This window comes from Streptomyces sp. P5F9 (assembly GCF_057961495.1).
In genome coordinates, this window is record NZ_JBXVPZ010000008.1 from 1 (window position 1) to 21,315 (window position 21,315).

Annotated in this window: 22 protein-coding genes; 11 read left to right on the forward strand and 11 right to left on the reverse strand. The window is 70.7% G+C overall.

What is annotated here, in order from left to right:
• Both AC31A1_RS02730 and AC31A1_RS02735 read left to right on the forward strand, forming a co-directional pair.
• Window positions 1–739: thiolase family protein (locus tag AC31A1_RS02730; RefSeq protein WP_489651622.1), on the forward strand; the 739-nt coding region annotated here is incomplete at its 5' end.
• A 56-nt stretch (window positions 740–795) separates the two neighbouring features.
• A complete protein-coding gene (locus AC31A1_RS02735) occupies window positions 796–1,557 on the forward strand; it encodes an SDR family NAD(P)-dependent oxidoreductase (protein WP_489651623.1) in 762 nt (253 codons plus the stop codon).
• Window positions 1,558–1,643: 86 nt separating this feature from the next.
• On the opposite strand, the gene AC31A1_RS02740 is transcribed toward AC31A1_RS02735, so the two are convergent.
• The 4 genes from AC31A1_RS02740 to AC31A1_RS02755 are packed head-to-tail and all read right to left on the reverse strand — an operon-like array spanning window position 1,644 to window position 4,763.
• Window positions 1,644–2,447, reverse strand: a complete 804-nt coding sequence (locus AC31A1_RS02740; RefSeq protein WP_489651624.1) for an acyl-CoA thioesterase — start codon at window positions 2,445–2,447, stop codon at window positions 1,644–1,646.
• Window positions 2,448–2,467: 20 nt separating this feature from the next.
• Window positions 2,468–3,253, reverse strand: coding sequence for an acyl-CoA dehydrogenase family protein (locus AC31A1_RS02745; protein ID WP_489651625.1), 786 nt, complete (start codon window positions 3,251–3,253; stop codon window positions 2,468–2,470).
• A 2-nt stretch (window positions 3,254–3,255) separates the two neighbouring features.
• Entirely contained in the window at window positions 3,256–4,371 is a 1,116-nt protein-coding gene (locus AC31A1_RS02750) for an acyl-CoA dehydrogenase family protein (RefSeq protein WP_489651626.1), read from the reverse strand.
• Window positions 4,368–4,763 carry a nuclear transport factor 2 family protein gene (locus tag AC31A1_RS02755; protein ID WP_033282975.1) on the reverse strand — a complete coding sequence of 132 codons (396 nt, stop codon included), beginning with the start codon at window positions 4,761–4,763 and terminating at the stop codon, window positions 4,368–4,370. The genes AC31A1_RS02750 and AC31A1_RS02755 overlap by 4 nt, the downstream gene beginning before the upstream one ends.
• Window positions 4,764–4,973: 210 nt before the next feature.
• On the opposite strand from AC31A1_RS02755, the gene AC31A1_RS02760 reads away from it, so the two are divergent.
• Genes AC31A1_RS02760 through AC31A1_RS02790 form a run of 7 tightly spaced genes read left to right on the forward strand, consistent with a single transcriptional unit; the run spans window position 4,974 to window position 11,199 of the window.
• Window positions 4,974–7,088 carry a branched-chain amino acid ABC transporter permease gene (locus AC31A1_RS02760; protein WP_489651627.1) on the forward strand — a complete coding sequence of 705 codons (2,115 nt, stop codon included), beginning with the start codon at window positions 4,974–4,976 and terminating at the stop codon, window positions 7,086–7,088.
• Between the two features lie 4 nt (window positions 7,089–7,092).
• Window positions 7,093–7,779, forward strand: a complete 687-nt coding sequence (locus tag AC31A1_RS02765) for an ABC transporter ATP-binding protein (RefSeq protein ID WP_489651628.1) — start codon at window positions 7,093–7,095, stop codon at window positions 7,777–7,779.
• Window positions 7,776–8,483: an ABC transporter ATP-binding protein gene (locus tag AC31A1_RS02770; protein WP_327406566.1), complete on the forward strand. Its 708-nt coding sequence runs from the start codon at window positions 7,776–7,778 to the stop codon at window positions 8,481–8,483. Before AC31A1_RS02765 ends, AC31A1_RS02770 begins: the two co-directional genes overlap by 4 nt.
• A complete protein-coding gene (locus AC31A1_RS02775) occupies window positions 8,480–8,863 on the forward strand; it encodes a hypothetical protein (RefSeq protein ID WP_328685621.1) in 384 nt (127 codons plus the stop codon). Before AC31A1_RS02770 ends, AC31A1_RS02775 begins: the two co-directional genes overlap by 4 nt.
• On the forward strand, window positions 8,829–9,152 hold the full coding sequence (locus AC31A1_RS02780; protein ID WP_489651629.1) for a hypothetical protein: 324 nt from the start codon (window positions 8,829–8,831) through the stop codon (window positions 9,150–9,152). Before AC31A1_RS02775 ends, AC31A1_RS02780 begins: the two co-directional genes overlap by 35 nt.
• 26 nt (window positions 9,153–9,178) lie before the next feature.
• Window positions 9,179–10,474, forward strand: coding sequence for an amidohydrolase family protein (locus AC31A1_RS02785; protein WP_489651630.1), 1,296 nt, complete (start codon window positions 9,179–9,181; stop codon window positions 10,472–10,474).
• Window positions 10,471–11,199, forward strand: coding sequence for an enoyl-CoA hydratase-related protein (locus AC31A1_RS02790; protein ID WP_489651631.1), 729 nt, complete (start codon window positions 10,471–10,473; stop codon window positions 11,197–11,199). The genes AC31A1_RS02785 and AC31A1_RS02790 overlap by 4 nt, the downstream gene beginning before the upstream one ends.
• Window positions 11,200–11,255: 56 nt before the next feature.
• On the opposite strand, the gene AC31A1_RS02795 is transcribed toward AC31A1_RS02790, so the two are convergent.
• Window positions 11,256–12,254: an enoyl-CoA hydratase/isomerase family protein gene (locus tag AC31A1_RS02795; protein ID WP_489651632.1), complete on the reverse strand. Its 999-nt coding sequence runs from the start codon at window positions 12,252–12,254 to the stop codon at window positions 11,256–11,258.
• Between the two features lie 70 nt (window positions 12,255–12,324).
• Between AC31A1_RS02795 and AC31A1_RS02800 the strand changes: the two genes are divergently transcribed.
• Together AC31A1_RS02800 and AC31A1_RS02805 are read left to right on the forward strand one after the other, a co-directional pair.
• A complete protein-coding gene (locus AC31A1_RS02800; protein ID WP_489651633.1) occupies window positions 12,325–13,356 on the forward strand; it encodes a CoA transferase in 1,032 nt (343 codons plus the stop codon).
• Window positions 13,357–13,364: 8 nt separating this feature from the next.
• Entirely contained in the window at window positions 13,365–14,600 is a 1,236-nt protein-coding gene (locus tag AC31A1_RS02805) for an amidohydrolase family protein (protein WP_489651634.1), read from the forward strand.
• Between the two features lies 1 nt (window position 14,601).
• Here the strand turns inward: AC31A1_RS02805 and AC31A1_RS02810 are convergent, their stop codons facing one another.
• The 6 genes from AC31A1_RS02810 to AC31A1_RS02835 are packed head-to-tail and all read right to left on the reverse strand — an operon-like array spanning window position 14,602 to window position 21,305.
• Window positions 14,602–15,363, reverse strand: a complete 762-nt coding sequence (locus AC31A1_RS02810; RefSeq protein ID WP_489651635.1) for an SDR family NAD(P)-dependent oxidoreductase — start codon at window positions 15,361–15,363, stop codon at window positions 14,602–14,604.
• A gap of 10 nt (window positions 15,364–15,373) precedes the next feature.
• Window positions 15,374–16,522 carry an acyl-CoA dehydrogenase family protein gene (locus AC31A1_RS02815; RefSeq protein WP_489651636.1) on the reverse strand — a complete coding sequence of 383 codons (1,149 nt, stop codon included), beginning with the start codon at window positions 16,520–16,522 and terminating at the stop codon, window positions 15,374–15,376.
• 11 nt (window positions 16,523–16,533) lie between these two features.
• On the reverse strand, window positions 16,534–17,685 hold the full coding sequence (locus AC31A1_RS02820) for a thiolase family protein (protein WP_489651637.1): 1,152 nt from the start codon (window positions 17,683–17,685) through the stop codon (window positions 16,534–16,536).
• A complete protein-coding gene (locus AC31A1_RS02825; RefSeq protein WP_489651638.1) occupies window positions 17,685–18,521 on the reverse strand; it encodes an enoyl-CoA hydratase/isomerase family protein in 837 nt (278 codons plus the stop codon). The genes AC31A1_RS02820 and AC31A1_RS02825 overlap by 1 nt, the downstream gene beginning before the upstream one ends.
• Entirely contained in the window at window positions 18,518–19,720 is a 1,203-nt protein-coding gene (locus AC31A1_RS02830) for a CaiB/BaiF CoA transferase family protein (RefSeq protein WP_489651639.1), read from the reverse strand. The genes AC31A1_RS02825 and AC31A1_RS02830 overlap by 4 nt, the downstream gene beginning before the upstream one ends.
• 1 nt (window position 19,721) lies before the next feature.
• Complete coding sequence (locus tag AC31A1_RS02835) at window positions 19,722–21,305, reverse strand: FadD3 family acyl-CoA ligase (protein WP_489651640.1); 1,584 nt, start codon at window positions 21,303–21,305, stop codon at window positions 19,722–19,724.
• Window positions 21,306–21,315 lie beyond the last annotated feature (10 nt).

Here is a 21,315-nt window from a genome sequence, read left to right on the forward strand (position 1 = left end):
CACACACCCCGACCGGCCCGACGCCCCCAACCTGGACATGTCGATCACGGTCGGCTGGAACACCGCCGTACGGGCGGGCCTGAGTCGCGTGGACATGGACGCATGGGCTCTGCGCTCCCACCAGAACGCCATTCGCGCGATCGACGAAGGTCGTTTCGACGCCGAGCTGGTGCCCATCGACACACCGCACGGCCTGTTTTCGGTCGACGAGCACCCCCGCCGCACCACGAGCCTGGAGAAGCTCGCCTCGCTCAAGCCGCTCCACCCGGAGATAGAGGGCTTCTCCATCACGGCGGGCAACGCGGGGGGCGCCAACGACGGTGCCGCCGCCCTGGTGGTGGCCAGCGACCGGCTGGGCCTGGCCGCCCTCGCCGTCGTCCGGTCGTGGGCGTCGGTCGGCGCCGACCCCGCCGAGACTGGCCTCACCCCGGTGAAGGTGATACCCAAAGCCCTTGCCCGCGCCGGACTTTCGACCGCCGACGTCGATCTCTTCGAGATCAACGAGGCCTTCGCCGCCGTGCCCGTCGCCGCGGTGAAGCTGCTCGGCCTCGACCCCGACCGTGTGAACGTCAACGGCAGCGGCTGCTCCCTCGGCCACCCGGTCGCCGCCACCGGCGCCCGGATGCTGGTCACGCTCGTGCACGAACTGCGGCGCCGGGGCGGCGGCATCGGCGTCGCCGCGATGTGCGCGGGCGGCGGCATGGGCTCGGCCACGGTCATCGAGGTACTCGCGCCGTAGTCCGTCAGCAGTCGGTTCCAGTGGTGGAGAACGTCGACGAGGTGAAGGGAAACAACATGGAGGGCTTGAAGGAGAAGGTCGTTCTCGTCGCCGGCGCGGCCACCGGGCTCGGGGCCGCCTCCGCCCGACGGCTCGCGGACGAGGGTGCCAGGGTCGTCGTCGGCGATCTCGACCTGGACGGAGCCCGGCGGACCGCCACGGCCATCGGCGACGCCGGTGGCCAGGCGGTCGCGGTGGGCTTCGACATGGCCGACGAGGCCTCGGTCGCCGAACTCGTACGGACCACCGTGCGGACGTACGGCGGCTTGGACGCTGTGCACATCAACGCGGGCGACATGAGCGCCGTCTCCCGGGACACCGACGTCGTCGACATGGATCTCGCGGTGTGGGACCGGACGTTCGCCGTCAATATGCGGGGCCACATGCTCGTCACCCGGTACGCCGTTCCCGAACTCCTGGCCCGGGGCGGCGGCGCGATCGTCTACACCTCGTCCATCGCGGCCTTCACCGGCGAGGCCGCGCGTCCCGCGTACTCGGCGACCAAGGCGGGCATCAACGCCCTCGCCCGCCATGTCGCCTCCCGCTGGGGCCGCGAGGGCATCCGCGCCAACGCGGTCGCACCGGGACTAATCCTGACGCAGGCCATCCAAGAAGGCGCGGCGGCCGACCTGTTGGAGGCGCTGCTCGCCCGCACCCGCAGCACCCGCCACGGCCATGCCGACGACGTCGCCGGCATGGTGGCCCACCTCATGTCCGCCGACGGAGCCTGGATCAACGGCCAGGTCATCAACGTCGACGGCGGCACCGTCATGCGCTGAACGCGCTGCGGGGACGGCCCGTCATGCGCCAAGTACCGCGCGGAGACGGGCCGTTGTGCGCCGAATACCCTCGCGGACACGGCCCGTCACGCGATCGTACGGAAGCGCAGCAGTGCCTCCTGTGCGAACGACGCGACCAGGGACCCCTGCGCGGTGAGCACATCGCCGCGGCCGTAGCAGCGGCCGTGGGCGAGAAGCGGGCTCTGGTGGCGCAGCAGAATCCAGTCGTCCGTGGTGAAAGGGCGGTGGAACCACACCGTGTGCGCGGTGACGGCGGACGAGAACGCCGTTCCCGAATCGTGCTGGGTGACCCCTTCGAGCGGCCGAAGCGCCGTACCGATCAGACTCAGATCGCTCGCGTACGCCGCCAACGCCGGGGCCAGCTCCGGCGCGACAGTCGGTGTGCGCATCCACAGGTCGTACTCGGGCGGCTCCGACTTCGGCGAGTCCACGTCGACGGTGGCCCGGGTGTCCCAGGGAAGCAGCGAGAGATCCACCTCGTGCTCGGCCCCCGGCACCGGGGGCATGGGGAACGCGATCTGCCGGTCGGGACCGTCCTCGTGGGAGTGCAGCGATACGGCGGCTACGGCCGCGACGCCCTGCGTCTGCCGCGCCACGACCGTCAACGTGGCGAAGGAGCCCCCCTCATGATGACGCGTCACTTCGTACCGCACCGGCTCCTGCGGCCGTCCCGCCCGCGCGAACTGCACATGAAGGCTCTTGACCGCCTTGTCGGGACAGGCCAGTTGGGCGGCCAGGACGCTCTGGGCGATCAGCTGCCCGCCGAAGACGCGGTGGTAGCCGAGGTGCTGGTTGCGGCCCTCGAACACGGAGCCGGGCCGGGTGCCGAGGTCAAGGCAGGCGAGCAGGTCGCTCCACAGATCGGTCACTGATGTCACTCCTCGGTCGATCACAGGTGGACGAGCCGTGGCGCGGACCCGCCGGCCCGCAGCAGTGCCCCCGCCTCGCGCGTCAACTCCCGCGCGCTGCCCAGCAGTCCGTCCAGCACCACGGCCCGTCGGACATGCCGGTGCAGATCGTGCTCGGCGGTGAAACCGATCCCGCCGAGTACCTGCTGGCAGTGCCGGGCCGCCGTCAACGCGGCCTTCCCGGCCGCAGCCTTGGCCAGCAGCGCGCCCAACTCGTCGTTGGCGGCCACCAGGGTCGCCTCGGCGCCGTCCAGCGCCACGAGGGTCTCGGCGAGCCGGTGCCGTACCGCCTGGAAAGAAGCCAACGGACGGCCGAACTGCGCGCGGTCCACGGCGTGTTGGCGGGCCAGCGTGAGCATGGCGCGGCCGGTCCCGAGCAGCCACCAGCCGAGCGCGACACGGCCGGCCGCGAGGGGGGCAGAAGCTCCAACCGGCACGGTGTGCAGGGGGAGTTCGGCGTCCAGGGCCGTCCCGGCAGACGCGTCGTCACGCTCCCAGACGGCCCAGGTGCCGCCCGTGAACGGCAGCGGCAGCGTGCCGCCGACCGGACGGCCCGCCGCCTTGAGCAGGACGTCGTTCAGGAGCGGCGCGTGGGCGCCGGTCTCGCCCAGCAGGCGGAAAGTGAGCGGTACGGCCATGTCCGGTTGCTCCGCGAGGAGTTCGGCCCAGCCGAGGTCGGTCAGGGCGGCGTCCAGCGCCTGTCCCGAGGCCGCCGTCATCGTCTTGCGGAGTGTCTCGGCGAGCAGATGCTCTTCGGCGGCGTCCACGGCTACTCCCTCCCGAGGTCGAGCAGTCGGCGCGCGATGATATTCCGCTGGATCTCGGCCGTACCGCCGTAGATCGTCGCCGCCTTCGCGTACAGGTACTCCGAGCGCCACGGCGTGTCCGTCAACTCCAGTACGCCGGGCAGCAGATCACGCACGGTCTCGAAGAGCTGTTGTTCGGCCGTGGCCAGCAGCACCTTGTCGACCGACGTCTCCGCGCCCAGGCGCCCACCCGCGGCCAGGCGGCGCTGGGTGGCGTGGGAGCGGCAGCGGACGGTGTGCAACGCCAGGTAGGCGGCGCCGAGTTCTGCGTCGTCCGGGATGCTCGTCTCGGCCAGCAGGCGGTCAAGTCGCGTGTAGAGATGGGCGATCCGGTGCCAGAAGCAGGTGGAGCGCTCGTGCGGGAGCAGGTCCATCGCCAGGCGCCAGCCGTCGCCGGGGCGGCCGAGCATCCGGTCGGCGGGCACCGCCACATCGTCGAAGAACACCTCGGCGAACTCGTCCACGCCGTGCATCGTGCGCAGCGGCCGGACGGTGATGCCGGGGGTGTCCATGTCGACGAAGAACGCGGTGATCCCGTTGTGGCCCGGCGCGGTGCGGGTCAACAGGACGCAGCGGGCGGCGAATTGGGCGAGGCTCGTCCACACCTTCTGGCCGCTGATCTCCCAGTGGTCGCCGCGCGGAACCGCCCGCGTGGTGAGGGAGGCGAGGTCGCTGCCGGAGCCGGGTTCGGAGAAGCCCTGGCACCACTGCTCGCGCCCGCTCAGCAGCCGCGGGACCATCTCGGCGGCCAGCGCGGGAGGGGCGTACGAGATCATCGTCGGGGCGAGGACCTCGATCATCGAGTAGATGCCCGGCTCGGCCAACTCCCGTGTGGCGACCTCCTCGCCGAGCACGGCCCTCAGTACTGCGGGCCCGCCGAGCCCCCTCACCTCGGCGGGCCAGCCGTACCGCATCCAGTCCGCGTCGTACAACGCCCGGCGGACCCGGGCCAGTTGAGCGACCTGGGCGTCCAGGGGGTGGTCGGGGCCGGGGGACAGGTCGTGCTCGTCCAGCCAGGCGCGCAGGCCCGAGCGGAAGTCGGCGACGTCCATGTTCCCGGGCGCCGAGGCGACGTTCATGTACCTGGGCGCTGATAGGCGTGCGGGCGGCCCGAGTCGTGCGCTCCGCTGCGGCGGATGAACGTCATCGCGCGGGTGCGCAGCCGCCAGCCCTCGTCCGTGCGGACGTAGGTGTCGTTGTAGTAGCCGATCCGCAGATCGTGCGTGGCGTGGTCGACGAAGCAGAGCGGCTGGGTGCCGGTCGCGGTGTCGCCGGACAGGTCGACGGCCGGCGTACCCGTGAGGAACAGCCCCTTGGGTGCGGCGGCCACGAGCGCCGGGAACTCGTCGAGGCCGTAGGAGTCCCCGAAGGCGCTGTAGGTGCCGTCGGGCGTGAAGACCCCCAGCACCCCGTCCAGGTCACCGCGGGTGATGCACACCGCGTAGCGGGCGAGGAGCTGCTGGATCTCCATCAGGTCGTCGGTCGGACCAGGGGGAGGAGCCGGAACGGGCAAGGAGGACAAGGACGTTCCACCCTTCACCATGATTGAGAATGGCATTCTCTAAGATGAGTGGCAGATTTCCACGGTGGGTGAGGCGACGTCAACAGTCTCTGTCTGAATGGTTGATTCTCCGTAGATGAGAAGCTAGTTTCCAGCGATGGAGAGGGGAGATCCGACGCGATGGACCAGTTCCTCACCTTCGGGATCGTCGGCCTGAGCACGGCCGCGATCTATGCCGTCATCGGCAGTGGGCTCGTGCTCACCTACACCACCACCGGCGTGTTCAACTTCGCGCACGGCGCGGCCGGCATGCTGTCCGCGTTCATGTACTGGCAGCTGACCGTCGGCTGGGGCTGGCCCGTTCCGGTCGCCCTGGTCGTGGTGCTGCTCGTGCTCGCGCCGGGCTTCGGGCTGCTCGTCGAGCGGTTCGTGCTGCGGCCCGTCCAGGCACTCGGCGAAGCCGAACGGCTCGTCATGACGGTCGCGCTCCTCAGTGGTCTCATCGCGGCAGCGCGCTGGATCTGGGACCCCAACGTGGCGCGGCCCCTGCCGATGTTCTTCGCCGCCCGCAAGCCCATCCACCTCGGCCCGGCCGTCATCACCTGGCACCAGGCGATCACCATGGCGGTGGCCGTCGCCGTCGCGGTCGGCCTGCGCATCCTGCTCTACCGCACCCGCGCCGGAGCCGAGATGCGCGCGGCCGTCGACGACCGGGCACTCGTCGGCCTCACCGGCGCCGACCCGGTCCGGGCGGGCCGGGTCTCCTGGATCCTCGGCACCCAACTGGCCGCGATCGGCGGCATCTTGATCGCCCCGACCGTCACGCTCGACGCCGCCCAGCTCTCCCTGCTGATCGTCAGCGCCTACACCGCCGCTGTCTTCGGCAGGCTGCGCAGCCTGCCGCTCACCTTCCTCGGCGCCGTGGTCGTCGGCTGCATGGAGAGCTATCTGACCGGCTACCTCCCGCAGAACGACTACCTTCCCGGACTACGGCTCGCCGCCCCCGCCCTGCTGCTCTTCCTCGCCCTGCTGGTCTTCCCGCACCGACGCCTGCGCGGCCGCGAACGGCGGCTGGCCCGCGTGCCGGTGCCGAGCGCGCGCGGCACGCTCGTGTTCGCCGCGGTCGTCGTCGCCTTCGGCGCGGTACTGGCCTCTCTGCTCAGAGAAGCCGACCTCATCACCTACGGAGCGATCTTCTCGCTGGGCGTAGTGGCGCTCTCGTACGTCCCGCTCGCCGGGTACGCCGGACAGGTCTCCCTCTGCCAGCTGAGCATGGCCGGCATCGGCGCGGTCGTCTGGGCACACCTCGGCGCGCACGGCGAACTGTGGGCGCTCGGCGCCACGGTCCTCGTCTCCGCGGTGGCCGGCGCACTGGTCGCCCTGCCCGCGCTGCGGCTCTCCGGCGTGTATCTCGCCCTGGGCACCGCCGCGTTCGCCGTGATCCTCGACCGGTGGATCTTCACCCTGCCGGCCTTCCACGTCTTCGGCCTGCGGATCGCCCTGTTCGACCAGGGCTCGGTCGATGCCACCGGGCCCGACCTCTTCGGCCTCCGGCTCGACAGCGGACGGGAGTTGATGGTGTTCGCCGCCGTCTGCCTCGCACTCGCCTCGATCGGCGTGGCGGCCCTGCGCCGCAGCCGCTTCGGCCGGCGGCTGATCGCCCTGCGCGACAGCGAGGCCGCGTACGCCACCCTCGGCGGCAACCTGCTGGTCGCCAAGGTCGCCGTGTTCGCCCTCGCCTCCGGCATCGCCGGACTCGGCGGAGCGCTCTACGGAATGCAGCAACGCACCGTCACCGCCGACCAGTTCAGCCTCATCGCAGGCCTGCCCATCTTCCTCGTCGCCGTGGTCGGCGGACTCGGCGCGGTCGGCAACGGGCTCTTCGCCGGCACCGCGTTCGTCGGCCCGACGAACGCCCTGATCGCCGTCGCGCCCGGCACCGCGAGTCTGGTCGCCCTGCTCCCCGGCCTCGCCGGCATCGGCCTCGGCCACAACCCGGACGGCATCGTCTCCCGCTTCCGCCGCCAGTGGGAGCCCCTCGCCCGCGACCGCATCGCCCTGCCCACCCTGCTCTGCGCCCTTGCCCTGGCCTGGGCCCTGCGCTTCACCGACGTGATCAACGACTGGACGTACTACGGCGGTTCACTCGTCCTCGCCGCCGCCATCCGCGCCTGGGCGAGCGCCCGGCAGACCGCTCCGGCCGAGCCGGAGATCCCCGTCGAGTGGTGGGGCCTACGGCGTGACTGGCGCCCCGAGGACGAGGAGGTGCTGGCCCGTGGCGTCGCTGCAGGTTAGTGGAGTGACCGTCTCCTTCGGCGGAAACCGCGCTCTCGACGGGGTCGCGCTGACCGCCGAGGCGGGCCGGGTCACCGGACTCATCGGACCCAACGGGGCAGGTAAAAGTACCCTGTTCGACGTCGCCTCCGGACTGCGCAGGCCCTCCTCCGGGCAGGTCCGGCTGGACGGCAGGGACGTCACCCGGGCCCGGCCCTCCGCCCGCGCCCGGCACGGACTCGCCCGCACATTCCAGCGCCTGGAACTGTTCGGCCGGCTCAGCGTGCGCGACAACCTCCTCGTCGCCGCCGAACTCGGCCCCGAACGCCGCCGCGCCGACCAGGTCGTCACCGAGATCCTGCACCGGCTCGGTCTCACCGGGCTCGCCGACACCTCGCCCGACGCCCTCCCCACCGGAGTCGGCCGTCTCGTCGAGGTGGGAAGGGCGCTCGCGATCCGCCCGAAGGTGCTTCTCCTCGACGAACCCGCCGCAGGACAGGACGCGGAGGAGACCGAACGCTTCGCGGAACTCCTGCGCGCCCTCACCGACGACGGAACCGCCGTCGTCCTCGTCGAGCACGACATGAGCCTCGTGATGGCCGTCTGCGACGAGGTGTACGTCCTCGACCTCGGCAAGATCATCGCCGTCGGCCCGCCCGAGGTGATCCGCAGCGACGAAACAGTTCTCGCCGCCTACCTGGGGGACGCGTGAGCGCACTTCTCGAACTGCGCGGCATCCGCGCCGCCCACGAACGCATCACCGTCCTGCACGGCGTCGACCTCGACGTCGCCGCCGGACAGGTGGTCGCACTGCTCGGCCCGAACGGCGCCGGAAAGACCACCACCCTGCGCGTCGCCGCCGGAGTCCACCCCGTCGAGTCGGGCCAACTCGTGCTCGGCGGGCGGGACATGACCGGCGCCGACCCCCGCGACCTGGCCCGCGCCGGAGTCTGCCTCATCCCCGAAGGACGAGGCGTCTTCCCGAACCTGTCCGTGCGCGACAACCTCCTCATGATGACCTTCACCGGCCGCAGCCGGGAGGAGATCGAGGAGATCGCGTTCGCCCGCTTCCCCGTCCTCGCCCGGTGCGCCGGACAGGCGGCGGGCACCCTCTCCGGCGGCGAACAGCAGATGCTCGCCCTCGCCCGCGGCCTCGCCACCGACCCCGCCGTCCTGCTGCTCGACGAACTCTCCATGGGGCTCGCCCCGTTGGTCGTCGGCCGGCTCTACGAACAGGTCGGCGAGATCGCCCGGCAGGGCGTCGCCGTGCTCGTCGTCGAGCAGTTCGCCGCCGCAGTCCTCGACATCTGCGACCACGCCGCCGTCCTCGTACGCGGCCGGGTCGAACGGCAGGGCCACCCCGACGGCGGGTTGCGTGCCGAACTGTCCGCTCTCTACCTGGGGAGTTCCACATGACGTCCACCGAGACGCGAGCGGACCGCTTCGTCCGCGAACTCACCGTCCTGAAAATCCCGGATCCGGCCGCCGGAAGGGCCGTTCTCTGGCTGCGCGCGGGCGCCGCCCTGATGACGATCGGCGTCGTCCTCGGCGTGTGCGCCTACTTCATCTCGCACGACACCAGCGATCCGCTGGTGCAGAACGACGCTCTCACGCTCGGCCTGGCCGCCGTCGCCGGGAGCGTCGTCGGTTCCGCACTCTTCCTGCGGTACTCGCTCACCGGCTTCCTGCGGTACTGGATGGCCCGTCAGTCCTACGACGTGGAACTCCTCGCCGACCGCCTGCTCGAAAGGGAACTCCGCCATGACCCCACCGGCACCGACGCCGCGCCCCGGTGACCAACTCGCCAGCACCGTCTGCGGCACCCGCGTGGTCGTCATCCGCGCACCCGCCGCCGGCCAGCCGCAGCCTCAACTCGCCTGCGGCGGCGGTCCGTTGGTCCCCGCGGCCGACGCGCCTCCGGCGAAGCCCGGTCCGGCCGGCACCACCACCCTCATCGGCAAGCGGTACGTCGACACCACCGGGACGCTCGAACTGCTCTGCACCGCCTCCGGCGCGGGCGAACTCACCTGTGACGGCGCTCCCATGACCCTGAAGGCAGCCAAGCCGCTGCCCGCCTCCGACTGACCGACCCACCCCCGTAAGGAGCCGTCATGGACCGCGACGACCTCATCCTCATCAGCGTCGACGACCACATCATCGAGCCCCCCGACATGTTCGTGAACCACCTCCCCGAGCGCTACAAGCAAGACGCGCCCCAACTCGTGCACCGGGACGACGGCACCGACGTGTGGCAGTTCGGCGGCGCGACCATCACCAACTCGGCGCTCAACGCGGTGGCCGGCCGGCCCAAGGAGGAGTACGGCGTCGAACCGCAGGGCCTCGACGAGATCCGCCCCGGCTGTTACGACGTGCACGAGCGGATCAAGGACATGAACGCGGGAGGCATCCTCGCCCAGATGAACTTCCCGTCCTTCCCCGGCTTCTCGGCCCGCCTGTTCGCCACCAAGGACGTGGACTTCTCCCTCGCACTCGTGCGGGCCTATAACGACTGGCACATCGACGAGTGGTGCGCCGCCTACCCGGGCCGCTTCATCCCGATGGCGCTGCCCGCCATCTGGGACGCCGAGCTGTGCGCGGCGGAGGTGCGCCGGGTCGCCGAGAAGGGCGTCCACTCGCTCACCTTCACCGAGAACCCAGCCGTCCTCGGCTATCCGAGCTTCCACGACCCGTACTGGAACCCGCTGTGGCGCGCGCTGTCCGACACGGACACCGTCATGTCGGTGCACATCGGCTCCTCCGGCAGGCTCGCCGTGCCGGCCGCCGACTCGCCGCCCGACGTGATGATCACGCTCCAGCCGATGAACATCGTCTCCGCCGCGGCGGACCTGCTCTGGTCGCCCCCGATCAAGCAGTTCCCGAATCTGAAAATCGCCCTCTCGGAAGGCGGAACGGGCTGGATCCCGTACTTCCTGGAGCGCCTCGACCGCACCTTCGAGATGCACTCCACCTGGACCCTCCAGGACTTCGGCGGCAAGCTGCCCTCCGAGGTCTTCCGCGAGCACTTCCTGACCTGCTTCATCACCGACAAGCTGGGCGTACGGCTGCGCCACGACATCGGTATCGACAACATCTGCTGGGAGGGCGACTACCCGCACAGCGACTCGCTGTGGCCGGACGCCCCCGAGCAGCTGCACGACGTCCTGTCGAGTTGCGACGTCCCCGACGACGAGGCCAGGAAGATCACCTACGAGAACGCGATGCGCTGGTACTCCTTCGACCCCTTCACGCACATCCCGCGCGAGCAGGCCACCGTGGGCGCACTGCGCAAGGCGGCCGAGGGCCACGACGTCAGCACCCGCTCCCGCAGCCACCAACTCATCGAACCGGCCGAGAAGTTGGAGGCGTTCCGCTCCAAGGCCCGGGCGGCCGTGGCGGCGGCCCGATGAGCGACCTGGTCCTGACGGAACGGATCGGCGCCGTCCTCGTGGCGACCCTGAACCGTCCGGAGGCCCGAAACGCCCTCAATCCGGAGCTGATTGACGAGTTGTCAGCTGTCCTCCGGGAGGCGGACAGCGACCCGGCGGTCCGGGTGATCGTCCTCACGGGCGCCGGAACAGTCTTCTGCTCCGGCATGGACCTCAAGGCGTTCGCGAAGGGCGGCGGCAAGTTCGACGGCCTGGTGTGGTTCTTCCGCGAGGGCATCACCACACCGGTGATCGCCGCCCTCAACGGCTCCGCACTCGCCGGCGGCTTCGAACTCGCCCTGGCCTGCGACCTGGTGGTCGCCGCGGAGGACGCCAAGCTGGGGATCGCGGAGGTGAAGCGGGGCCTGTTCGCCGCCGGAGGCGGTACGACCCTCGCCGACCGGGTCCCACTGGCCGTGGCCCTGGAGATGGGGCTGACCGGAGACCTCGTCACCGCGGCGGACGCCAAGCAGTTCGGCCTGGTCAATCGCGCCGTCCCGGCCGGAGAGGTGCGGGAGACGGCGCTCACCCTGGCCGGACGCATCGCCGAGAACGGCCCTCTCGGCGTCGCGATGACCAAGAAGCTGATGCGAGAACGCCGTTGGGCCGAACCGGGAGAGGTCGAGTCGGTGTTCAGGAGCGCCGACGCGGCCGAGGGGGCACGGGCATTCGCTGAACGGCGTAGCCCGGTGTGGACGGGGAAGTAACCCAACACCGGTGTTCCCGAGGCTGCGGGATGGTCTCGGGGATACCGGAGTGAAGTTCATGGTGCTGAGTGCCGGAAGGTTCGCTCAGGGACCGGGGTCACGTCGTCCGTGTCGCTGATCTCGTCGACGAGCCCCCAGCGCAGCGCCTCCCCGACGCTCAACTCCGCCCCGGACAGAGCGAGATAGGCCGTCCGCTCCCGCCCGACCCGGACCGGGATGCTCGCCGTGCCGCCCGCGCCCGGAATCAGCCCCATTCCGACCTCCGGCAACCGGATCACCGTGTCCGGCGCGGCGACCACCCGCCCCGCGAACGCCGCGAGCTCGATCCCCGCGCCGACGCACGCACCGTGCAGATGCGCGGTCACCCGGGGAGCGCAACGGTGCAGCAGCGCACCCGGACTCCTATGAACCCGCACGAGATGTGCCTGCGCCGGATCACGCGACGTACCGAACTCGGCGAGGTCGCCGCCGCTGCAGAAGGCCGGCCCGTTGCCGTACAGATCGACCCGGCTGATCGACGGGTCGGCGACGACCACCTCAAGCGCCTCGCACAGCGCGTCCCGCGTCGCCGCGTCGAACGCGTTGCGCACCCAGGGCCGGTCCAGCGTGATGGACAACCGGGGACCGTCACGGCCGAGCCGTACGGGAGCCTCGGCGGGTCGGGGGGTACGCCGGGGCGCGGCGGCCAGCCAAGCCCGGAAGTCCACTCCGCCCTGAAGCGTCGAGTACGCGAGGGATTCGAGAATCAGCCTGTCGGCGATCGAGAGCCCGCCGCCCATCCGCAGCACCTGCACGAGCGCGACGGCCGCGGCGGGCCGGCTATCGACGAGGTCACCCAGCTGCCGGGCTGTGGCATACGGATCCGCGCACCCCACCCACGGCCGGGGTGGATCGGGAACGCCGGTGAGCAGGATGTCGAAGCCCTCCGCCGCATCCGTGAGTTCCGCCGCCACGCCGATCACGACGCGGTCCCGGTCACGCGGGTCCGTTTCATGCGCGGGGGCGCAGTTCTCGGGGGTGTGGTCCAGGTCGACGATCACGAAGGGCGACTCCACAGTGATCTCCCTCCAGGCGTGAACCGGAGTGTAATTTGAGATCACCTCGGGAGAGAAGGGGGTTCGACTCATGGAGAATCACGTTCTCCGCGACTGGATGGACTCCGTCGATCCGTTTCTGGGCCCTCTTGCCGACACAGCCCGCTCGTTCACGGACCTGACGGGCGTGCCGGTCGACCTGCCGACCGCTCTGTTCCTACGGGCCCAACTGGCCGGCCTGCAACGCCCGGGCAGGACATCCGCCAACGGCTCCTGCCACCTCCTCCAAGCAACCGACGGTTGGGCCGCCGTGAACCTGGCCCGCCCCGACGACCTGGCCGCCGTACCCGCACTCCTGGCGCTTCTCGGCTCACCGGATGAGCCCGGCGGCCTGCGTACGGCGGTTCGACGGGCCGCGGCGGCCGAAGTGGTCGAGGCCGCGCAGCTGCTCGGCATCGCCGCCGCGCTACCGGGATCGGCTCAAGGCGCACGGCCCGCGGTGCGCGCCGAGCGGTTCGGGGAACGGCGTACCCGCGCGATGGCGGAGATACGGATCGTCGACTTCTCCGCGCTCTGGGCGGGGCCGCTGTGCGCACGGCTGCTGGGGCTGGCGGGGGCGCGGGTGGTGAAGGTGGAGAGCGCGACGCGACCCGACGGTGCGCGCTTCGGGACGCCCGCCTTCTATCGCTGGCTGCACGACGGACACGACAACCTGGTCGTGGATTTCGCCCCGGGTGCGCTGGACGAGATCGTCGCCGAGGCCGACGTCGTCATCGAGGCGTCACGGCCGCGCGCGCTGCGCCGACTCGGCCTCCGCGTCGAGGAGTTCCTCGCCGCCCGTCCCGGCCGGGTGTGGGTCGGCATCACCGGATACGGACGCGAGAACGACCGTATCGCTTTCGGAGACGACGCTGCCGTGGCCGGCGGTCTGACCGGCGTCGACCCGAACGGCGACCCCGTCTTCCTTGGAGATGCGCTCGCCGATCCCGTCACCGGTGTGTTCGCTGCTCATGCTGCGGCCCGTTCCCTCGCCGCAGGGGGCGGAGAACTGCTCTGCGTCTCCATGGCGGCCTGCGCCGCGACACTCGCGGACGCACGAACCCGGGTCCACCCGCCGTGCTGATCAGGAACGTGGAGATCGATGGCCACGAGGCGGTGGTGGACGTACGGATCGACGGCGGGCGGATCGTCGATCTCGCGCCTGCGCTGCCGGGGCGGGGCGACGTGGACGGTCGGGGCGGTGCGTTGCTGCCGGGCCTGCACGATCACCACGTACATCTCGCGGCCCTGGCCGCCGACGCCGCCTCCGTGCGGGTCGGGCCGACGGACGTGCGCGACCGAACGGCGTTGGCGGCGGCCTTGGTTGGCGGGCCGCCGGGGAAGTGGGTGCGGGCGGTCGGCTATCACGAGAGTGTCGCGGGGGAGTTGGACCGGTGGGTGCTCGACGCGCTCGCGCCGGACCGGCCGGTGCGGGTGCAGCATCGGACCGGTGCGCTGTGGGTCTGGAACAGCGCCGCGCTGCGGGCGGTCGGGCTGGACGGCGACGGTCGGTTCTGGCGCGAGGACGAGCGGCTGCGCGGTTTTGTACCGCCCGTACGGCTGGATCTGGAGGGGGTCGGGCGGCAGGCGGCGGCGCTCGGCGTCACCGGGTTCACCAACGCCGACCCGCACCCCGCGAGCGGGCTCACCCAGATGCTGTCCGTCCTCCCGCAACGGCTCCTGGTGATGGGCGTCGACGAGCCCGTGAAGCTGATGCTCGACGATCCGACGCTCCCCACTCCCGCCCAACTCGCCCGCACCATAGGGGAGATCAGACCCCGGCCGGTCGCCGTGCACTGTGTGACCCGGGTGCAGTTGCTGGTGACGCTGCTCGCCCTGGACGAGGTGGGACCGGCCGACTGCGACCGGATCGAGCACGGGTCGGTGATCCCGGCCGAGACGATTCCCTGGCTGCGGCGGCTCGGGGTGACGGTCGTGACCCAGCCCCACTTCCCGGTCGAGCGGGGCGCGGCGTACGCCACCGACGTGGACGCCGACGACCGCCCCCACCTCTACCGTTGCCGGTCCCTGATCGATGCGGGCGTCCCGGTCGCCGCCGGCACCGACGCGCCGTACGGCACCTCGGACCCCTGGGCGGTCATGCGGGCCGCGACCGAACGGGACGACGCGGAACGACTCCAACCCCGGGCGGCGCTACGGCTGTTCACCGGTGAGCCCCAACACCCGGCGAGGACACGCCGGTTGACGGTCGGGTCGGCCGCCGACCTGTGTCTGCTCCACGTACCGCTGCGCGAGGCCCTCCACACGCTGTCCGGGGAACTGGTCCGTGCCGCTTACGTCGCCGGCCGACGTATCAGTCCCTCGTGACCTACACGCTGTAGCCGCCGTCAACTCCCAATGCCTGTCCGGTGATGAACCCGGCCCGGTCCGAGGCGAGGAACGCGACCGCCTCCGCGATGTCGGTCGCATCGCCGAAACGGCGCAGCGGGATGTTGCGCCGGGTGACGGCGAGGGCGGCCTCGTCCAGTTCGCCGGAGCTGATCAGACGGCCGGCGATACCGTCGTTGAGCATGCCGGGTGCCACGCAGTTCACGCGGACGCCGTAGCGGCCCTCCTCGGCGGCGAGCGCCCGGGCGACCGCCTCGACCGCGCCCTTCGCGCCCGACGACAGTCCGTCCCGGACCGGGAAGCGGCGGGTCGCGACGGTCGTGACGGCGACGATGTTGCCCCGGCTCTCGCGCAGCAACGGCAGCGCGGGATGCACCAGGTTGAAGAACGCCACGGCGTCGCCTTCGAGTTGGGCGCGGTACTCGCTCGGCGTCACCTTGCTCAGGTGTCGCATGGGTACGTGCGGGCCCGCCGCGTACACGAGGGTGTGGATGCCGCCGACGACCTCCGACACGGCCTCGGCCGTGGCGGACTCGTCGGTCAAGTCCACTCGAAGCGACCGGACTTGGCGGCCCAGCTTCGTGACCTCGGCGGCCACCGCGTCCGCCGCCTCCTGGTTGGCGCGGTAGGTGAACACGATGTCGCTGCCGCGCTCGGCGAGGAGCCGGACGACCGCCGCCCCGATTCCGCCCGAGCCGCCCGCGACGAACGCGGCACCTCGTCTGCTGGAGAAGTCCGGCACCGTAACCGCCTCACAATCCGAGGGACTTGGCGATGATGACCTTCATGACCTCGCTGGTCCCGGCGTAGATGCGGGTGATGCGTGCGTCAGCGTAGAGCCGGGCGATGGGGTATTCCAGCATGTAGCCGTAGCCGCCGAACAGTTGCAGGCAGCGGTCGACCGCGCGGGCCTGCATCTCGGTGCAGAACAGCTTGACCTTGGCGGCGTCGGGTCCACTCAGTTCACCGGCGACGAGTTCGAGCACCGCACGGTCCAGCATCGCCTGCGCGGCCTCGATCTCGGCTGCCACGGCGGCGAGTTCGAACTTCGTGTTCTGAAAGGAGGCGACCGTCTTTCCGAACGCCTTGCGTTCCTTGACGTACGAGATCGTCGTGTCCAGGGCCGCTCGTGCCTGCGCGACCGAGCCGACCGCCACCGTCATCCGCTCCTGCGGCAGGTTGTTGCCCAGGTAGCCGAACGCGGCGCCCTCCTCGCCGAGCCGGTTGGCGACCGGGACCCGTACGCCGTCGAAGGCCAACTCCACTGTGTCCTGCACCTTGATGCCCATCTTGTGCAGCACCCGGCCGCGCGTGAAGCCGGGCATGCCGTCCTCGACGACCAGCAGGGTGAGCCCGGCGCGGCGGTTGTCCGGGTCGGTCGACGTACGTGCCACGACGATCACCAGGTCGGCGAGGAGCCCGCCGGTGATGAACGTCTTCGTGCCGTTGAGAACGTACGAGTCACCGTCGCGCACGGCCGTCGTACGGATCCCCGCGAGATCGGAGCCCGTGCCCGGCTCGGTCATCGCGATGGCGGTCAGCAACGTCCCGGAGGCAAGGCCCGGGAACCAGCGTTCGCGCTGCTCCCGGTCGGCATAGGTGAGGAAGTACGGCAGCACGACGTCGAGTTGGGTGCGCACGGTCCCCAACGTCACCAGGGCGCGCGCCGATTCCTCCTGGAGAACGACGTTGTAGCGGTAGTCGGCGAGGCCGGCTCCGCCGTACTCCTCGGGGACCGCCGTACCCAACAGGCCCAGCGAGCCCAGCTGTTCGAAGAGCGCGCGGGGGAGTCGGCCGGCCTCCTCCCACTCGGCGTAGTGGGGGACCACCTCCTTGCCGATGAAGTCCCGGGCGAGCCGGCGGAACGCCCCGTGGTCGTCGGTGAAGACGTCTCGGCGCACAACATCCCCTGTCAGGAAGCGAGTTCGACGACGGTGGCGTTGGCGGTGCCGCCGCCCTCGCACATGGTCTGCAGGCCGTAGCGGATCCCGTGGTCCCGCATGTGGTGGATCATGCGGGTCATCAGGACGGCGCCCGACGCGCCGAGCGGATGCCCGAGCGCGATGGCGCCGCCGAGCGGGTTGAGCAGCGCCGGGTCCGCACCGGTCTCGGCCAGCCAGGCGAGCGGGATCGGCGCGAAGGCCTCGTTGACCTCGAAGACGCCCACCTCCGAGAGGCCGACACCGGCCTTGCGCAGCACCTTCTCGGTCGCCGGGATCGGTCCGGTCAGCATGAGGACCGGGTCGGAACCGGTGACCACGCCCGCGCGGTAGCGGACGATCGGCGTCAGTCCCAACTCGCGTGCCTTTTCAGGGGTGGTGACCAGCAGAGCGGCGGCCCCGTCGGAGATCTGGGAGGAGTTGCCCGCGTGGATCACCCCGTCCTCCTGGAAGGACGGTCTCAGCCGCGCGAGAGTGTCGACGCTGGTACCTCGCCGTATGCCCTCGTCCGCGGTCACCGTGTTCGTGCCGTCAGTCACCTTCACCGGCACGATCTGCGCGTCGAACGCCCCGCCGTCCTGCGCGGCCGCCGCCCGCTCGTGCGACAGCGCGGAGAACTCGTCGAGCACACCGCGTCCCAGTCCCCACTTCTGCGCGATCTTCTCGGCGGAGACCCCCTGGTGGAAGGAGAACCCCTCGTAACGGGCGAGGACTTGGGGCCCGTACGGCATCCCGCCGGCCCGCGAGGCACCGAGCGGTATCCGGCTCATCACCTCGACGCCGCCCGCCACCACGACGTCCTGCTGGCCGGACATGACCGCCTGGGCGGCGAAGTCCAGCGCCTGCTGGCTCGATCCGCAGGCCCGGTTCACCGTGGTCCCCGGGATGGTCTCGGGCCAGCCCGCAGCCAGCACCGCGTAGCGGCCGATGTTGCTCGACTGGTCGCCCAACTGGCCGACACAGCCCCACACCACGTCGTCGACGACCTCGGGGTCAAGACCCGTGCGGTCGACAAGGGCCTGAAGGACGACGGCGGAGAGGCCGGCCGCGTGCACACCGGCCAGCCCGCCGTTCCGTTTGCCGACGGCGGTGCGGACCGCCTCCACCACCACTGCCTCACGCATCACGTGTCCTCCGTAGCTGTCGGCACGGCCGTTCCTGGCACCGCTGTTCCCGGGACCGCCCAGCGCCCGGTGTACCGAGGTGGGCGTTTCTCCACGAAGGCGGCGTACGCCTCCGGGACATCTGCCGTGGCGAAGTTCATGGCCTGCGCCCGCGCCTCGCCGGCCAGGGCCTCGCGCAGGGTGCGATCGGCGTTCTCGTTGAGGAGCGCCTTGTTCTGCGCGAGCGCGACCGGCGCTCCGGTCACCAGCCGGGCGGCGAGGTCGTCCGCGAAGGTGTCGATCTTGTCGGCGTCCACGACCCACGTCACCAGGTTCAGGGCGCGGGCCTCCTCGGCGTCGATCGTCTCGGCCAGGAGCACGAGCCGCTTCGCCTGCTGCAACCCCACCAGCTTCGGCAGCAGCCACGAGCCGCCGCAGTCCAGGGACAGGGCGCGGCGCGCGAAGATCTGCGAGAACGTGCTTTCCGGAGTCGCCACGACGAAGTCGCAGCCCAGGGCGAGGTTCCAACCCGCCCCGACCGCCACGCCGTTGACCTTGGCGATGGTGGGGATCGGCAGCTCGTGCAGCAGCAGTGCGACCTCGCTCAGGGTCCGCATCCGGTACAGCGGGTGCTCGCCGCTGACGCCCTTGCGGATGTCGGCCCCGGAGCAGAACGCGCCGCCGGCACCGGTCAGGACCAGCGCCCGTACCGTACGGTCGCTGCCCGCTGCGGAGAGTGCCGTTCTCAGGGCGTCCCAGAGTTCGGCGTCGATCGCGTTCTTACGGTGGGGCCGGTTCAGGGTGAGTGTCCGGACGCCGTCGGCGTCGCCGGTCAGCAGTACCGGTTCCCCGGTCATCGGACCGCTCCCTGCGCCCGGAGAACGGCGATCTCCTCGTCCGCCAGGCCGAGTTCGGCGAGTACGGCGTCCGTGTGCTGGCCCAGAGCGGGAATCGCGCCCATCGGCGGGTTGTACCCGGCGATGACCGGAGGCGGAAGCAGCGCCGGTACCGGACCCGACGGTGTGTCGATCTCGCGCCAGCGGTCGCGGGCCAGCAGATGGGGGTGGGCGATGACGTCGCTGGGCGTGTTGTAGCGGGAGTTGCCGATCCCGGCCGCGTCCGCACGGTTCTGTACGTAGGCGAGGTCGTGCCGTGCGCACCAGGCGCTGATCTCCGGTTCCAGCACAGCACGGTGCTCCACCCGCCCGGCGTTGCTGCCGAAGCGTGGGTCGTCCGCCAGGTCCGGCCGGTCGATCAACTCCCGTGCCAGGCGCTGCCATTCACGGTCGTTCGTCGTGCCGAGGATCACCGTGTGACCGTCGGCGGTCCGGTGGGCGCCGTACGGTGCGACGGCGGGGGAGCTCATGCCGAGCGGTTGCTGTTCGATGCCGGAGTGCTGGGTGTAGGTGAGCGGATAGCCCATCAGCTCAGTCATGGTGTCGAACAGACTCACCGCGACGGACGAGGCCGCGGGCCCGGGCCCCACCCCGCGTTCCCTGCCGTACAGCAACGCGACGATCGATAGGGCGGCGTACAGGCCGCTGCACACGTCGGCCATCGGCGGCCCCGGTTTGGCCGGTGCCCCGGGATGGCCTGTCACCGCGCAGGCGCCCGACTCGGCCTGTACGAGGAGGTCGTAGGCGCGCTTGTGGGAGAGGGGGCCGCCGGGGCCGTATCCGTCGATCTCGACGGCGATGAGATCGGGGTGACGGGTCCTCAAGTCGTCGGGGGAGATGCCGAGTTTGGCCGTGGTGCCGGGTGTGAGGTTGGAGACGAGGACGTCGGCGCGTTCCAGCAGGCGGTGCAGGACGCCCATGCCGCCGGGTGTCTTCAGGTCCAGGGCCACCGACTCCTTGCCGCGGTTGACCCAGACGAAGTGTGCTCCCAGGCCCTTGACCACGTCGTCGTAGTGGCGGGCGAAGTCGCCGCCCTTGGGGTTCTCCACCTTGATCACCCGGGCGCCGAAGTCGCCGAGCGTGCGGGTGCACATGGGAGCCGAGATCGCCTGTTCCAACGCCACCACGGTGATTCCGGCCAGCGGCCCGGTCGTCGTCACGTCAGCTCGCTGCCGTGAACCGTGCGCGGAGTTCGTCCTTCAGCACCTTCTGGCTCGCGTTGCGGGGGAGTTGGTCGACGAAGCGGACATGCCGGGGGACCTTGAAGTTGGCCATGTGCTCGCGGGCCCAGGCGATGACCTCGGCCTCGGTCGGCGTCCGCTCCGGTGAGGCGACCACGAAGGCGCAGCCGACCTCGCCGAGCCGTTCGTCGGGAACCCCGATCACGGCGACCTGCTGGACGTTCTCACAGCCGAGAAGCAGCTTCTCTATCTCCGCCGGATAGGCGTTGAAGCCGCCGACGATGTACAGCTCCTTCTTGCGGTCGACGATGGCGAGATTGCCGGCGTCGTCGAGCCGGCCGATGTCCCCGGTGTGCAGCCAGCCCTCGGCGTCGATCGTCGCGGCGGTGGCGTCGGGGTCGTCCCAGTAGCCGCAGGTGACGTTGTAGCCGCGGACGAGGATCTCGCCGTCGAGACCGATCGGGACGTCGAGACCGTCGGCGGCGACGATCCGCACCTGGACTCCGGGAATGGCACTTCCCGTGGTGTGAGCCACCGTCTCCTCGGAGTCGCCGACACGGGTCGTGGTCACCAGCGCCGTCGACTCGGTCAGGCCGTAGGCGCTCATCACGATGTCGAACGACAACTCCGTTTTCATGGCGTGGATCAGCGATTCCGGGATCGTCGTACCACCCGTCATCGAGACCCGCAGCGACGACAGGTCGTGCGCGGCACGCTCCGGGTGGTTGACGAGGTCGTGGAAGATCGTCGGCGGTCCGAGGAGAATGCTCACCCCCTCCCTCGCGATGAGGTCCAGGGCCCGACCGGCGTCGAAGACGGGCATGGGGATGACGGTCACGCCGTGCATGAGCGAGGCCAGCCAGCCCGCCTTGTAGCCGAAGCAGTGGAAGAACGGCGGGATCACCAGGAAGGTGTCGGAGGCCTTGAAGGTGTACTCCTTCGCCATCCACCCGTAGGCGCGCAGGGACTGGCCGTGGGTGAGCATCACGCCCTTCGGGTGGCCGGTGGTGCCGGACGTGAACATCACGTCGGACACGTCGTCCGGCGTCAACCGGTCGATCGACTCATGGGCCGCAGACGCGGAAACGCCGTCTCCGGCTCGGAGAAAGTCGTTCCAGGCCAGCTCGGCAGCCCCCTGCGGGCCGCGGACGGACACCGTCTTCTGCAGGGCCGGGAGTCCCGGATCGGCCTTCCGTAGTTCGCCGATGTAGTCGTTGCCGAGGAAGGGCGAGGCGAACACGGCGGCCGCCTCCGACTTCCGCAGGATGTACGAGATCTCCTGCGCCTTGAACCGTGTGTTGAGCGGTACGAGGATGGCTCCGGCGCCGTGGATGCCAAGGGCGATGAAGATCCACTCCGCCGAGTTGGGGGCGCACAGCCCGACCCGGTCGCCCGGCTTGATACCGAGCGCCGTCGTGGCGCGGACCGAGTCGATCATCTGCTCCTCCAGCTCCCGGAACGTCCACCGGCGGTCACCGTCGATGAGCGCCGTGGCGTCCCCGAAACGCCTGGCCGCCAGCCTGATGACGTTGGGGATGCTCAGGAATTCGTCGTCGTAGCGCATCAGTTGGCTC